The sequence below is a fragment of the Pseudomonas sp. genome (genome assembly GCF_049301935.1).
Taxonomy (GTDB): domain Bacteria; phylum Pseudomonadota; class Gammaproteobacteria; order Pseudomonadales; family Pseudomonadaceae; genus Aquipseudomonas.
In genome coordinates, this window is sequence record NZ_JBAQLP010000057.1 from 66,721 (window position 1) to 80,153 (window position 13,433).

At 59.8% G+C, this 13,433-nt stretch carries 12 protein-coding genes; 6 read left to right on the forward strand and 6 right to left on the reverse strand.

What is annotated here, in order from left to right; translation table 11 throughout:
- Window positions 1-29 precede the first annotated feature (29 nt).
- Window positions 30-1,004, forward strand: coding sequence for a cysteine synthase A (gene cysK, locus WA145_RS08230; RefSeq protein ID WP_422581104.1), 975 nt, complete (start codon window positions 30-32; stop codon window positions 1,002-1,004).
- A 218-nt stretch (window positions 1,005-1,222) separates the two neighbouring features.
- Here the strand turns inward: cysK and WA145_RS08235 are convergent, their stop codons facing one another.
- Window positions 1,223-2,092: a LysR family transcriptional regulator gene (locus WA145_RS08235; RefSeq protein WP_422581105.1), complete on the reverse strand. Its 870-nt coding sequence runs from the start codon at window positions 2,090-2,092 to the stop codon at window positions 1,223-1,225.
- Between the two features lie 193 nt (window positions 2,093-2,285).
- Between WA145_RS08235 and WA145_RS08240 the strand changes: the two genes are divergently transcribed.
- Window positions 2,286-3,002 (forward strand): AzlC family ABC transporter permease, encoded by a 717-nt coding sequence (locus WA145_RS08240; protein ID WP_422581106.1) that lies wholly within the window; start codon window positions 2,286-2,288, stop codon window positions 3,000-3,002.
- Window positions 2,992-3,300 (forward strand): AzlD family protein, encoded by a 309-nt coding sequence (locus tag WA145_RS08245; protein WP_422581107.1) that lies wholly within the window; start codon window positions 2,992-2,994, stop codon window positions 3,298-3,300. Before WA145_RS08240 ends, WA145_RS08245 begins: the two co-directional genes overlap by 11 nt.
- A 237-nt stretch (window positions 3,301-3,537) precedes the next feature.
- On the opposite strand, the gene WA145_RS08250 is transcribed toward WA145_RS08245, so the two are convergent.
- From WA145_RS08250 to WA145_RS08270, 5 genes are all read right to left on the reverse strand, one after another.
- Window positions 3,538-4,968: an IS1182 family transposase gene (locus tag WA145_RS08250; protein ID WP_422581108.1), complete on the reverse strand. Its 1,431-nt coding sequence runs from the start codon at window positions 4,966-4,968 to the stop codon at window positions 3,538-3,540.
- A 352-nt stretch (window positions 4,969-5,320) separates the two neighbouring features.
- A complete protein-coding gene (locus tag WA145_RS08255; protein ID WP_422581109.1) occupies window positions 5,321-5,692 on the reverse strand; it encodes a RidA family protein in 372 nt (123 codons plus the stop codon).
- Between the two features lie 69 nt (window positions 5,693-5,761).
- A complete protein-coding gene (locus tag WA145_RS08260; protein WP_422581110.1) occupies window positions 5,762-7,321 on the reverse strand; it encodes a BCCT family transporter in 1,560 nt (519 codons plus the stop codon).
- A 47-nt stretch (window positions 7,322-7,368) separates the two neighbouring features.
- Window positions 7,369-8,358, reverse strand: a complete 990-nt coding sequence (locus WA145_RS08265; RefSeq protein ID WP_422581111.1) for a membrane dipeptidase — start codon at window positions 8,356-8,358, stop codon at window positions 7,369-7,371.
- 10 nt (window positions 8,359-8,368) lie between these two features.
- Window positions 8,369-9,811 carry an aldehyde dehydrogenase family protein gene (locus tag WA145_RS08270; protein ID WP_422581112.1) on the reverse strand — a complete coding sequence of 481 codons (1,443 nt, stop codon included), beginning with the start codon at window positions 9,809-9,811 and terminating at the stop codon, window positions 8,369-8,371.
- 93 nt (window positions 9,812-9,904) lie between these two features.
- Between WA145_RS08270 and WA145_RS08275 the strand changes: the two genes are divergently transcribed.
- The 3 genes from WA145_RS08275 to WA145_RS08285 all read left to right on the forward strand — a co-directional run bounded on the left by WA145_RS08275 (window position 9,905) and on the right by WA145_RS08285 (window position 13,418).
- Window positions 9,905-10,822, forward strand: a complete 918-nt coding sequence (locus tag WA145_RS08275) for a LysR substrate-binding domain-containing protein (protein WP_422581113.1) — start codon at window positions 9,905-9,907, stop codon at window positions 10,820-10,822.
- Between the two features lie 128 nt (window positions 10,823-10,950).
- A complete protein-coding gene (locus WA145_RS08280; RefSeq protein ID WP_422581114.1) occupies window positions 10,951-12,672 on the forward strand; it encodes a hypothetical protein in 1,722 nt (573 codons plus the stop codon).
- A complete protein-coding gene (locus tag WA145_RS08285; RefSeq protein WP_422581115.1) occupies window positions 12,672-13,418 on the forward strand; it encodes a DUF3726 domain-containing protein in 747 nt (248 codons plus the stop codon). Before WA145_RS08280 ends, WA145_RS08285 begins: the two co-directional genes overlap by 1 nt.
- Window positions 13,419-13,433: the final 15 nt, after the last annotated feature.

Below are 13,433 nucleotides of genomic sequence, written 5' to 3' on the forward strand. Positions count from 1 at the left end.
CTCGGCAACCCAGGAAAAAGGACCTCGCCATGAGCCGCATCTTCGCAGACAACGCACAAGCCATCGGCAACACCCCGCTGGTTCGCATCAACCGCCTGGGTCCGGCCGGGGTAACCATCCTGGCCAAGATCGAAGGACGCAACCCGGCCTATTCGGTGAAATGCCGCATCGGCGCCAGCATGGTCTGGGATGCCGAAGAGCGCGGCGTGCTTAAACCAGGCATGACTATAGTCGAGCCCACCTCGGGCAATACCGGCATCGGTCTGGCCTTTGTCGCCGCAGCGCGTGGCTACAAGCTGCTGCTGACCATGCCGGCTTCGATGAGCCTGGAGCGGCGTAAAGTGCTCAAAGCGTTGGGTGCCGAACTGGTACTGACCGAACCGGCCAAAGGCATGAAGGGCGCCATCGAGAAGGCCGCAGAAATCGCTGCCTCCGACACGGCCACCTACTTTATGCCGCAGCAGTTCAACAACCCGGCCAACCCGGCGATCCATGAAAAGACCACCGGTCCGGAAATCTGGAACGACACCGATGGCGCGATTGACGTGCTGGTGGCTGGCGTCGGCACCGGTGGCACCATCACCGGGGTCTCGCGTTATATCAAACAGACCCAGGGCAAGCCGATCCTCTCGGTGGCGGTGGAGCCGATCAGCTCGCCAGTCATCACTCAGACCATCGCCGGTGATGAAGTCAAACCCAGCCCGCACAAGATCCAGGGCATCGGTGCCGGTTTTGTGCCAAGCAACCTGGATCTGGCCATGGTCGACCGGGTCGAGCTGGTCACTGACGACGACGCCAAGGCCGTGGCGCTGCGCCTGATGCGTGAAGAGGGCATCCTCTGCGGCATCTCCTGCGGCGCCGCCATGGCCGCCGCCTTGCGCATCGCCACCGAGCCCGGCATGCAGGGCAAGACCATCGTAGTGATCCTGCCGGACTCCGGTGAGCGTTACCTGTCGAGCATGCTGTTCAGCGATATGTTTACCGAACAGGAATTGCAGCAGTAAACGGCTGCCCCCACAAAAAAACCGCCAAGCTCTGGCGGTTTTGCGGGCTGTTACTGGGTAATTCACGATCCAGCGCTGCTGATTGATTAGGCCTCGGCACGTTCGAGCGGATTGTCCAGCAGAGTTAATGATCGGTGACGATAGGTGGCAATCGACCCAAAGCGGCCGGTCTTGCGGGAGCCGTTAAGACTGCCAGGGTCTACCTCATCACGACCGCATCAAGGCGATGCGGAAAGCCTCAGGGTCTTGATCAGCAGGTTATGCAAGCTGTCTACGGCCTTGGAGCCTTGTGAGGCTTTGCTTCGATAAACCGCGACTTCCATGGGTTCGAGCGGCCCCAATCCATGCTCGGCACCCAGTATTTGCAGATGGGCTGGCGCACTGCACTGGGTCAATACGGCCACAGCCAGACCGCTCTCTACGGCGGCAATTTGTCCCGCCAGGCTTGAGCTGTTGTACACCACTTTGTAGCGGCGCCCCTGCAAGGCCAGGGAGTTGATCGCGCTGCGCTTGGCAAGGCTGGTATTTTCATAGACCGCGATGGGCAGTGGGTCGCGTCGCCATACCTGAAACTGGGCAGCGCCGACCCACACCATCGGTTCATGAAACAGCAAGGTGCCGTGCCGGGAATGATCCCGGGAGACCAGTGCCAGATCGAGATCGCCGCGCTCGACACGGGGGATCAAGGCCGTCGACTGCTCGCAGTGCAGTTCGATTTCCACTGCGCCATGCTGTGGAGCAAAGCGCTTTAGCGCCGGGGTGAGGTAGCGCGCGGCATAGTCATCCGGGACACCCAGGCGAATAAGCCCCGTCAGTTCTTCGCCATGAAAGGCCGCCTGGGTTTCGGCATGCAGGTCGAGCATTCGCCGTGCATAACCCAGGAGTAACTGCCCTTGCGGTGTGAGTTGGTGTTGCCGAGGCCCGCGCACCAGCAACTGGCAATCCAGCGCCGTCTCAAGCTTCTTGAGCTGCATGCTGACCGCAGATTGGGAGCGATGCACTTCTGGAGCGGCACCGGACAGCGAGCCTGCATCCACCACGGCGACAAAGCATTTCAACCAGTCGATCTGGATATCCTGGAAAGTCATGGTCCCGCCCAGCTTATTCGTTATTCAAATACCTTATAGCTGAATTATGCGATTTTCTTGATAAATATCTCAGCGCATAGTGCTGCCAGAAGGTGCGGCAATAACCTCGCGCGGCAACCCTGTTCTGGTCGCACGGCCAGGCAACATCAGGGCTGCGAACATCGACAGAGATTCTGAAGCAGAGAGGCATGAGATGAACGGCGCGGAGACGAATCTGCATGATTTCAATCGTCAGATGGTCTGGGCAGGTTTCAGACAACTCATCCCCATCTCCGTGTTTGTCACGGTGTTCGGGGCAGCCTTTGGGCTGGCGGCTGTGCAGGCCGGGCTGGAAGACTCGGTGATCGTGGCAATGAGCGCGCTGGTCTTCGCCGGTGCCTCCCAATTCGCTGCACTGGAGTTGTGGGGGCCTCAGGTTCCGCTCTTCACGTTGATGATTACCGTGTTTGCCATCAATGCTAGGCATCTGCTGATGGGGGCAACGCTCTACCCGTGGCTGCGCTATCTGCCGCCAGCAAAACGCTATGGCGTCATGCTGACTGCCTCCGATGCCAACTGGGCAATGTCTATGCAGGCATTGGGCCGAGGACAGCCAGGGATCGGCCTTCTACTGGGTGGCGGCCTCGCCCTCTGGTCATTTTGGGTAGTGGGTACCTGGCTGGGCATCTACTTTGGCGGGGCTATTAAAGATCCCAGGAGTTTTGGGCTGGATATGGTGATGGGCTGCTTCCTGCTGGCCATGGTGGTGGGAGGGGAAAAGAACCTGCGCCTGCTTATGATCTGGAGCGTCGCGGCCTGCGCATCGCTGCTGGCCTACTGGTACTTACCGGATAACAGTCACGTCGTGGTGGGAGCACTCGCCGGCGGTGTGGCCGGAACATTCTGGCCGGAGAAAAGAAGTGAACATTGAAACGACAGGTTCCAGTGCATTGATCCTGGTACTGATCATGGCGGCGGTGACTTTGGCGACCCGTTGGGGCGGCGTTTACGTGATGGCATTTGTGCCCATCGGCTATCGGGTAAAGCAGTTTATTGGTGCCATGTCCGGTTCCGTGTTGGTGGCGCTTCTGGCTCCCATGGCGCTTGAGGGGGATAACGGCGCAAGACTGGCTTTACTGACCACGGCGATCACTATGCTGTTACTGAAGAAGCCGTTGCCAGCGATTGCCGCCGGCATATTGGTAGCAGCGATATTTAGGCAGTTTTGACTTGACGATGAAGCGGGCTAAAGGCTACGAGTCAAATCAGCGCGGCCTCGCTGAAACAGGTATGGAAGGGCCGCTTCTGGCCCAGAGTGTGTAAAAACACTTTCGTATCCTGTGTGCCTCAGCCCAGCGCTCTTGGGCGTGGCGATTTCCCGAGCATTTGCCGCCATTAGCGCCGGTAGCGCGTCAAAACGTTTATGAAGCGCGTTGGTACCTCTGGAGCAGCAAAAACTGGGGTTTTTACGCCGCCATTGCCTTCAACAAGCCTTCGGTGCCGATGATTTTCATCACCCGTTTCAAGTTGTAGGCGAGCACATTCAAGCTCATCTCCGCACTCACCCCGTTAAGTTTTCGAGTCAGGAAGTGCGTTGCCCCCATCCATTGTTTGAGCGTCCCGAAGGGATGCTCAACAGTCCGTTTCCGAACCCGCATCATCTCTGGTGTTTGGTTCAACCGACGCTGCATTTCCTCCAGCACAGCTTCATGCTCCCAGCGCCTTACTCGACGATTTGTGCTTGGCGTGCACTGGGTTTTCAGCGTGCAACTCTGGCACTTTGAACTCCAGTAGCAGTGCATATTCATGCCTTTCTCAACGCTGGAGAATCGCCAGATCAGTGCCTCTCCCGCAGGGCAGGTGTATTCGTTTTTCGTCGGGTCATACACGAAGGCATCTTTGTTGAATCGGCCATCAGCCTTGGCGCTTGAAGTCATTGGCTTAGGCACGTAGGCCGTGATGTTTGCGTCGTGACAGGCAAGGATCTCTTCACCCTTGAAGTAGCCTCGGTCAGCCACCACGGACAGCGTTTCTGCGCCGATGGCTTCACGAGCCTGCTTCGCCATTGAACTGAGTTGGTCCCGGTCGGAACCGCTGTTGGTGACCTCGTGAGCAACTATCAAATGGTGCTGCGTATCGACAGCCGTCTGCACGTTGTAGCCGACGATACCGCTGCCGCGCGTCATCATCGAACGGGCATCCGGGTCGGTCAGCGAAACCTGTTTGTCAGGGGAATCGTTGAGCTGAGTTTCGATCCCCTGAAGCTCTTTCATCTGCGCTTTGAGCTTGGCTATTTTATCTTCCAGGCTGGCAGTGTCTGGCGCGGAGGCGCTAGGAATCTGCCGATCAGCGGCATCAAGCGCGGCCAAATAACGGCTGATGCTCGCCTCGATTTCTTCCATGCGCCGCTTCAGTTTGGCGCTGGTGAAGTTGCGGTCGCGGTTATTCACCGCCTTGAATTTGCTGCCGTCGATAGCGACCAGGTTGTCGCTAAACAACCCCAACTGCTGGCAGAGCAAAACGAACTGACGGCAGACGCCGCGAATAGCTTTGCTGTTGTCTTTTCGGAAGTTGGCGATGGTCTTGAAGTCGGGCATCAAGCGCCCGGTTAGCCACATGAGTTCTACGTTGCGTTGAGCTTCTCGCTCAAGACGTCGGCTCGATTGAATGCGGTTTAGATAGCCGTAGATATAGATCTTCAGCAGGATCGCAGGGTGGTAAGCCGGTCTTCCGGTTTCGGCTGGAATGACGCCATCAAAACCTAGCTTGGCTAGGTCGAGTTCGTCGACGAAGACATCGACCACACGTACCGGATTGGTATCGCTGACGTAGTCGTCGAGGCTTTCGGGAAGTAAGGTGCTTTGACCTCGGTGTTCACCCTGGATAAACCGTTTCATGGGCGTCCCTTGCGGTGAGATTCTCGGAAATCATAGCAAGGGTTTACCGGGGCGTTTTTACACACTCTGGGCCGACTCCAGCCCACCACAACAGGCAGAAATCGGCCAGAAGCGGTCATCTAACATCTAATGTCTACGAAACCCGGGGATATTCACAACCATCAAAATTTGCTCTATTGGCCGGCATTTAGCTGCACGCGTTGCCATCGGCGCTTTTGACGCAGGGGCTTCGGCGTGCATTAAGGAGAGGGTTGACCCGTACGGTGTGGTGACCGCTGCGAGCCGACGAGTGCCCAGAGCACTCGCTACGCCAGTCGGTTGTGCCGAGCCAGCGTTCTGAGCCAGAAGCAGATTATGCGGCAGCGTACACCACCAGTTCGACAAGCATTTCCTCGCGAGCCAGGCCGGAGATGACCATGGCGGCGCGGTTCGGGTAAGGCGCGCTGAAGTATTCGGCGTACACCGCATTAACCGTGGCCAGGTAGCTGCGGTCGGTGACATAGATCAGCACTTGGTTGACTGCGTCCATGCCTAGGCCCGCGCACTCCAACGTGTGCTTGAGGTTATCCAGGGTCTGGCGGGTCTGTGCTTCGATGCCGCCCGCCACCACCTGGCCGCTGACGTCGATGGGGATCTGTGCGGTGTACAGCGTGCCGTTACCGATCACCGCCCACTCCAACGGGGCTTTGGATGGAAACAATTGGGTTTTCACGGCCTGCTTCATGGCGTGCTCCTATATTTGAGGGTAAAAAAAGAGGGAGCCAGCAGTGCCAGGCTCCCTCAAAGATGGGGGTTAGAGACCTTGCTCGTCTGCCATGCGGCGGGCGATCTGGGGGGCATTCCACAGCGCCGGCAGCAGTACCAGAGACACCGGCACGGCGGTAATGACGATAAATGACTGCAGTGCGCTGATGCCGCCGGAGCCGATCGAGATCAGCAAGGCTGCCACCACACCCATCATCACGCCCCAGAACACGCGAATTTCGGTACGTGGGTGGTCGGTGCCGGTCATCACCATGGAGATGGTGTAGGTCATTGAGTCACCGGTGGTGGTGACGAAGATGATGGTGAGGATCAGGAACAGCACTGAGATCAGATAACCCAGGGGCAACTGTGCGGTGATCGCCAGCAGGGCACCCGGTAAGTTAAAGCCGGCGAATGCTTCCGACACCGAACCCGGGTTGCTCAGTTCGAAGGCCAGGCCGCTGCCGCCGACGATGGTGAACCAGAAGCAGGTAATCACTGGAGCGACGATCGAGATCACCGTGACCAGCTCGCGGATGGTACGACCACGGGATATGCGCGCCACAAACATGGCCATCAGGGGGCCGTAACCCAGGAACCATCCCCAGAAAAACACCGTCCACCAGTCCAGCCAGGCCGGGTCAGCGCGGAAGGTCGCCATGGGGATGAACTTGTCCAGGTAGATGCCCATGGACTGCACGTAAGCATCGAAGATAAACGCGGTCGGGCCGAACAGCAGGATAAACAGCATCAACGCTACGGCCAGTACCACATTTAACTGGCTGAGGATCTTGATCCCCCGGGTCACTCCGGATACGGCGGAAATGGTGTAGGTCGCCACCAGCGCGCCAATGATCATCAGCTGAGTGCTGTAATCATTGCTGATGCCGAACAGCTTCTCCAGGCCGAAGCTGACCTGCAGGCCGAGGAAGCCGATCGGGCCAATGGTCCCCGCAACAACCGCCAGCACGCAGCAGGCATCCACCAGGGCGCCGAACCAGCCGGTCATCACGCGCTCGCCCAGTAACGGGTAAAGCAGCGTACGCGGCTTCAGCGGCAGGCCTTTTTCGTAATGCAGGTGCATCAGCACAATGCCGCTGAGGCTGCCAAGGATGGCCCAGGCGAGAAAACCCCAGTGCATAAAGCTTTGCGCCAGCGCGTTAAAAGCGGCCTGTGGCGTGCCTGTCTCACCGCCGTGCAGGGGCGGAGGCGAGAGGAAGTGAGCCATCGGCTCGGCCGCCGCCCAAAACACGCCGCCGCCGGCGAGCAGGGTACACATGATGATCGATACCCAGGTGTAGGTGGGCATCTCAGGCTTGGCCTGAGCGCCCAGGCGTACCCGCCCGGTGCGCCCCATGGCGAGCAGCAGACCGATGACGAAAGTCAGCAGCAGCAGTACCTGCCAGTAGGCGCCAAACAGTTTGGTCGACCAGGCAAATGCACTGTTGACCCACTGGGTCATCATCTCGATGTCCAGTAACGCGAGGATGGCGAACAGCACCACAGCGCCGCCGCTCATGACCAGTACCGGGACATCTACGCTGTGCAGCAGTGAGGTGTTGCTCTGTTCAGCGGCACCCTTGAGGGTGACGTGTGTCTTGCTATTCATGGTGTTCTCCTGACAAGAATTTTGTACTTGTTGGTTGTTCAGGAACGTTACGGCGCAGGTTTAAGGCCCTGCTCCAGGGTATTGAGCCAGTTGAGCCCCATCACCTTGGCGGTGTCGTCGGCGCTAAAGCCGCGCTGCAGCAAGCCTTGGGTGATATTGGGGAAGTCGCGGCTGTCGCCGAACCAGCCGAGAGGCTTGGGCCAGTCAGCGTTGTTTGCCGAGCCCTCGCCGTAGTCGACTTGCTTCGACCAGCGGCCGCTGCGCATCCATTCCAGCACCGACTGCGGCTGGTTCTGGCACAGGTCGGTGCCGATGCCGATATGCTCAATGCCGATCAGCTCGGCCGTCCGCGCGACCATGTCGCAGAACTGCGCGAGCGTGCAGTCGGAGCCGTTCTGCAGATGGAAGGGGTACAGGCTGAAGCCGAGCAAACCACCGGACTGGCCCAGAGCACGCAGCACGTTTTCCGGCTTATTGCGCTTGGCCGCGTGGAAGAACTCCGGGTTGGCGTGGGAGATGATGATCGGCCGGCTCGACAGCTCGATCGCCTCCAGGGTGCTGCGCTCGGCGCTGTGGGACATGTCGATGAGCATGCCGACCCGGTTCATCTCGGCGATGGCTTGCTTGCCGAAACGGGTGATGCCGCTGTCGCTGCTCTCGTAACAACCGGTGGCCAGCAGGCTCTGGTTGTTATAAGTCAGTTGCATGATCAGCAGATTGAGCTGGCGGAACACCTCGATCAGGCCGATATCGTCCTCAATCGGCGAGCAGTTCTGTGCGCCGAAGAAAATCCCCACCTTGCCCAGCTCTTTCGCCCGACGGATGTCGGCGGCACCGGCCACCGGCATGATCAGGTCGCTGTGCTGCTCAAAGCGGCGGTTCCACTCAGCGAGACGGCTCAAGGTTTCGCGGGCATTCTCGTGGTACACCAAGGTGGCGTGAACGGCGCTGACGCCGCCCTCGCGCAATTGGCTGAAAATCTCTCGCGACCAGTTGGAGTATTGCAGGCCGTCGATCACGATCAGGTCGTCATGCATGGCGCGATCCTCAGGCACGGATGTAGGTGGTTTTAACCACGGTGTAGAACTCACGGGCGTACTGACCCTGCTCGCGCGGGCCGAAACTGGAGTTCTTGCGGCCGCCGAACGGCACGTGGTAGTCGGTGCCGGCGGTCGGCAGGTTGACCATCACGCAGCCGGTCTTGGCGCGGCGCTTGAAGTCGCTGGCGTACTTCAGCGACTGGGTCATGATCCCGGCGGTGAGGCCGAAGTCGGTGTCGTTGAGGGTGGCCAGGGCCTGCTCGTAGTCATCGACCTTGATCACGCAGGCGATCGGGCCGAACACCTCGTCGCGGTTGATCTGCATGTCGTTGCGGGTGTCGACGAACAGCGCCGGGCGCATATAGAAGCCTTCGTACTCCTCCTCGATGCGCTCGCCGCCACAGGCCAGCACCGCGCCTTCGGCCTTGGCTTGCTCGATGTAGCGCAGGTTCTGCTCCAGCTGCTGGCCATCGATCACCGCGCCGATCTGCATGCCCTCGCGCAGCGGGTAGCCGACCTTGAGCTGGCCCATGCGCTCGACCAGCGCGGCGACGAAGCGGTCGTGCACGCCGGCGGTGACGATCAGTCGTGAGGACGCGGTGCACTTCTGCCCGGTGCCGAAAAAAGCACCGTTCAACGCGCATTCCACTGCCTGCTCCAGGTCGGCGTCGTCGAGCACGATCAAGGCGTTCTTGCTGCCCATCTCCAGCTGGCAACGGACGAAATTGGCGGCCGTGGCGCTGGCCACCTTGCGTCCGGTGTCCACCGAACCGGTGAAGCTCAGTGCCTGGATTTTGTTGGAGTGGATCAGTGCGTCGCCAACGGTTGCACCGCTGCCCATCAGCAGATTGAAGGTGCCTGCGGGCAAGCCCTGGCGGGCAATGATTTCGGTCAGCGACCAGGCGCTGGCAGGGACCGCGTTGGCCGGCTTGAACACCACGGCATTGCCAAAGGCCAGGGCCGGGGCAATCTTCCAGGCTGCGGTGGCCATGGGAAAATTCCACGGGGTGATGATAGCGACCACACCGACGGGTTCGCGACGGGTTTCGATTTCTACGCCGGGGCGCACCGAGTCGGCGGTCTCGCCCATTTGGCGCAATACTTCAGCAGCGTAGTAATGGAAGAACTGGCCGGAGCGGTAGACTTCACCCATGCCCTCGGCGAGGGTCTTGCCTTCTTCGCGGGCCAGTTGCTCGCCCAGTTCGGCTTTGCGTGCGATCAGTTCGTCACCGATGGCCATCAGCACCTGATAGCGCTGCTCAAGGCCGCTCTCTTGCCACTGCGCCTGACCGGCGTGGGCCGCAGCCAGGGCCTGCTCGACCTGCTCGCTATCGGCCTGGGCATATTCGCCCAGTATGTCTGCGGTGTTCGCCGGGCTGATGTTAGTCAGGCTGCGACTAGCGGTGACCCATTCACCGTTGATGTAGTTGCGGAAGATATCAGTGGACATGTGCGCCTCCTCTCAAGCTGTAGCTGAATGGTAGGCGCGCTCCGTAATAAACTAAAATTAGTAGTAAATATTGTTCGATAAGGAAAACTTACCATGCTGCCTGAGCTGAAAATCGCCCAACTGCGGCATTTCGTCTGGGTCGCCGAGTTGCAGGGTTTCCACGCAGCGGCGGAAAAGGCGCACCGCACCCAGCCGGCAATTTCCCTGTCGATCCGCGATCTGGAGGGCAAGCTCGGCCAGTGTTTATTCGAGAAGCGCAATGCGCGGGCGGCGCGCCCGGAGCTGACGCCTTTCGGGGCGCAGTTCATGGTCTATGCCAAGGAATTGATCGCCCACCACGACCGCGTGGTCAACGACATGAACCTGATCGCCCAGCACAAGTCCGGGCATCTGCGCATCGCCTCGGTGCCGTCGATTGCCAGCCGTCTGCTGCCGGATATTCTTGCGCGCTTTATTGGTGATGCCACCGACTTGCACGTCAGTCTGTTCGATGACAGCTCCGAGGCGGTGCTGGCCATGGTCGAGAATCAGCAGGTGGACTTTGGTATCGCCAGCCTGTGGGAGGCAGACAGCGACATCTGCTTCACTCCTATCTGGGCAGACAGCATCGGCGTGGTGTGCCGTAACGATCATCGCCTGGCCGGCGAGGTCGAGTTGAGCTGGCAGCAACTGCGCGGCGAGCGGCTGATTGCCAACGGCACCTCGCGCCTGTTGGCCGGCACTGCGGCAGAAGAGCTGGTGGCCGACTCACAGTTTTATATGTCCAACATGATCTCCTTGCTGGCCATGCTTGAGACGGGCATGGGCATCACTACGCTGCCACGTTTTGCCTTCCCGACCGAGCATGCGCAGCTGAGCTTTATTCCCCTGAGTGACCCGCGGATCAGCCGGGATATCGGTATCGTCTACGCCGCCAACCGCTCGCTGCCGGTCGCTGCCAAGGCTCTGTTTGAGTTCATCTTGCGTGACGCCAAACTCAATCCAGTGCGGGCTGATAACGATTCTATTTGATTAAATAGGTGTTCTAAATAAGTTTCACTTATCAGCTGATAGGTCGATCTGAATTGCTGTGAGGCGGGGCTTAAACCACCATCGGCACTCGATAAAAACAATCCGTCGTACCCGTCGAGGCAACGCCTATGAGCACTTCTTCCAGCATCGATCCCATCAGCAGCGCGGGCCATGCCCTGCGTATGCGGCCACCGCATGTGGTTATGGACCTGGAACGTCTTGGCAGCCTGCACCAGAGTCGCCTGAGCTTTATGCGCAGCCTGGTGCGCAAGATCATGCGTGAAGGCTGGCAGATCGAGCCGCGGCGCTTCGAACTGGATGGCGAAGGTTATGGCACGGTGATCTATCGCATTCAGACCAGCGACGACCTGTTCAGCTTCGTGCTGTTTTCCCAATACCTCGACCCAGACAAGCGCAATGACCGGGTGATCGCCAGCGAGTGGGACCTGACCATGGCGCTGTGCGAAGGCGAGGTGGACGACGACTACGTCGAGTACCTGCGCCGCAACGTGCCGTTGCAGGAAGCTGGGCGGCTGGATGCCAAGGTCATGGTGTTGTCGCGGGCCAACCGCAGCGTGCGCAACTTTGATAGCGTGGTGGCGGCGCTAAGCGCCGGTCAGCAGCCCGACGTGGAGCAGATTGCGCGGGTTGGTTATCTCTATCGCACCACAGCGGTGTATGGCAGCGGCAAGCTGGGTATGGCTGACTGGGAGAAGGTCAGTGGCAAGCACCCTGACTTTGCGCGGCCCTTCGCCGCCGAGATGTTCAACTGCTTTATGCTGCGCAACTTCAGCCTGCAGCAGGTCGAGCACATCGCTCGCCAGCGTGCGCCGCAGACCGCTGTGCCGATGCAGCCTCAACTCAAGCGCTATTTCGGCATCGGTAATTCCACGGGGCTGGGCATGGCGCCTTACCTGATCAACCATCCGCAGCTGATCAGCCGCTGGATCGAGATGCGCGAGTTGGCGCTGGCGCGCGTGCGTGGCCTCGGTCAGGTCACCCTTGAGCGCCAGGCCCGCCTGCACAGCCTGATTGAGCGCGCTGTCCTACATATCGAGCAAACCGTCACCGAAGACGCCTGGCAAACCGCCAATAATCGCCAGGTACTGGAGGACTTCGCGGCCCTGCAGGACTGGCTCGCGACCGAGCCGCTGCAAAGTTGGGCAGCGTTGCTGGGCTGGGCCGAGCGCACGCTCAGCCTGCAGGCTCAGGAGTTGCTCAATTGCATTCTGTTGGAGCTGTACCCGGAGCTGGTGGATAACCTTGAGGATCGCTTCGCCCTGGTCGAGGGCCTTGAACTGCAACCGCAGATGCTCGCCAGCGAACTACTGAGCCTGATCGAGCAACGCTACGCCTGGGCCTTGGCCATCGACTTCGAGGCCGAGGGTGCCACAGAAACGTTCTGGTACCGCTCCGAAGAAAAGCAAGAGCCGCGCCTGGGCAATTGCAACCTAGAAAACGGCCGCGACAAGCAGATGCCCCTAGGCATCGGCTATCTGGCGCAACACTGTCATCGCCAGCTTGCGGCCTACCTGGCCGAGAATCCCGAGCAATGCACGGCCAGCTTCCTTCTGCGTCATCCAGAGCATCGCGGCATCGTCCGGCGCATGCAAAGCATGGCCCAGACGCACTATGGTGAAATCCAGGCTAACTTGCTCGATCGCGAGGTACTGCCGATGCACCTACTGCGCTGCAAATTGGCCTTCTTTGGGGTGAGCAAATTCGATCCGCGCTCGCGTCTGTGGGTGCGAAACACCATGTTCCAGGGCGCACCGCTGCTGGAGGATATCGGCCAGCCGTTCGAGGACGACTGGTTCCTGCCCTTGGCGCCGACTGAGGAGGCACGCTGATGCTGATTTCGTCTAACGAACTGACCTCCCTGCTCAAACGGGTTTTCGAAGGCATGGGTTACCCGGTCGGCTATTACGAAGATGCCGCCGGCCTGGTGAAGTGGCTGCAGGTGCATGGCGAGCAGGGCTTTGGCGAACTCCAACGTGCGTTACCCTTTGTCGCCGACAGCCAGCGTCCAGCCTTGCAGTTGCTTGCCGAAGAAAGCCAAGCGCTGCTGTTTGACTGCCATGGCCGCAGTGCCCTGAACTGCCTGCCGAGCATTGTTGAGCTGGCCGAGACCAAGGCTCTGGAGCAAGGCTGCGTCAACGTTAAGGTACGCAACTGCCATAACCGCAAGTTTGTTCTCAAACTGCTGGTTGACTGCGCGCGCCAGGGTATCAGCGGCCTGGCCTACTGGCAGAACGGTAAGCAGCCGATCAGCGAGCATGTCGCCAGCATCGCCGCCGGCGCCACCCATCCGAGTTACAGTGAGGCCCTGCTCGGCGATGACAGCGTGCCGGATACCCAGACCCTGAACCTGCTGTTGAGCACCCGCATCGACCTGCTCGGCCAGCTGCATGGCAGCGCCAGCCAGCGCCGCGGCTATCGCCAGGTCAGCCCGGAACAGTTCGCCCGTGCCGGTCAGGGCGCTTTGGAAAACGGCATGGATATCGGCATCGAACTGTGGCAGCAGCTCAACCAACTGGCCGAGGTAGTGCTGGTGGAGAACTCTGAACAGTCGCGCAGCGGCGCTGGCGGTCGCTGAAATTCTCGCCCGACC

What these genes read in the sequence shown, in the direction of transcription:
- cysK (WP_422581104.1), top strand. Translation starts at nt 30, where the DNA reads ATGAGCCGCATCTTCGCAGACAACGCACAAGCCATCGGCAACACCCCG.
- WA145_RS08235 (WP_422581105.1), bottom strand. Translation starts at nt 2,092, where the DNA reads ATGACTTTCCAGGATATCCAGATCGACTGGTTGAAATGCTTTGTCGCC.
- WA145_RS08240 (WP_422581106.1), top strand. Translation starts at nt 2,286, where the DNA reads ATGAACGGCGCGGAGACGAATCTGCATGATTTCAATCGTCAGATGGTC.
- WA145_RS08250 (WP_422581108.1), bottom strand. Translation starts at nt 4,968, where the DNA reads ATGAAACGGTTTATCCAGGGTGAACACCGAGGTCAAAGCACCTTACTT.
- WA145_RS08255 (WP_422581109.1), bottom strand. Translation starts at nt 5,692, where the DNA reads ATGAAGCAGGCCGTGAAAACCCAATTGTTTCCATCCAAAGCCCCGTTG.
- WA145_RS08260 (WP_422581110.1), bottom strand. Translation starts at nt 7,321, where the DNA reads ATGAATAGCAAGACACACGTCACCCTCAAGGGTGCCGCTGAACAGAGC.
- WA145_RS08265 (WP_422581111.1), bottom strand. Translation starts at nt 8,358, where the DNA reads ATGCATGACGACCTGATCGTGATCGACGGCCTGCAATACTCCAACTGG.
- WA145_RS08270 (WP_422581112.1), bottom strand. Translation starts at nt 9,811, where the DNA reads ATGTCCACTGATATCTTCCGCAACTACATCAACGGTGAATGGGTCACC.
- WA145_RS08275 (WP_422581113.1), top strand. Translation starts at nt 9,905, where the DNA reads ATGCTGCCTGAGCTGAAAATCGCCCAACTGCGGCATTTCGTCTGGGTC.
- WA145_RS08280 (WP_422581114.1), top strand. Translation starts at nt 10,951, where the DNA reads ATGAGCACTTCTTCCAGCATCGATCCCATCAGCAGCGCGGGCCATGCC.
- WA145_RS08285 (WP_422581115.1), top strand. Translation starts at nt 12,672, where the DNA reads ATGCTGATTTCGTCTAACGAACTGACCTCCCTGCTCAAACGGGTTTTC.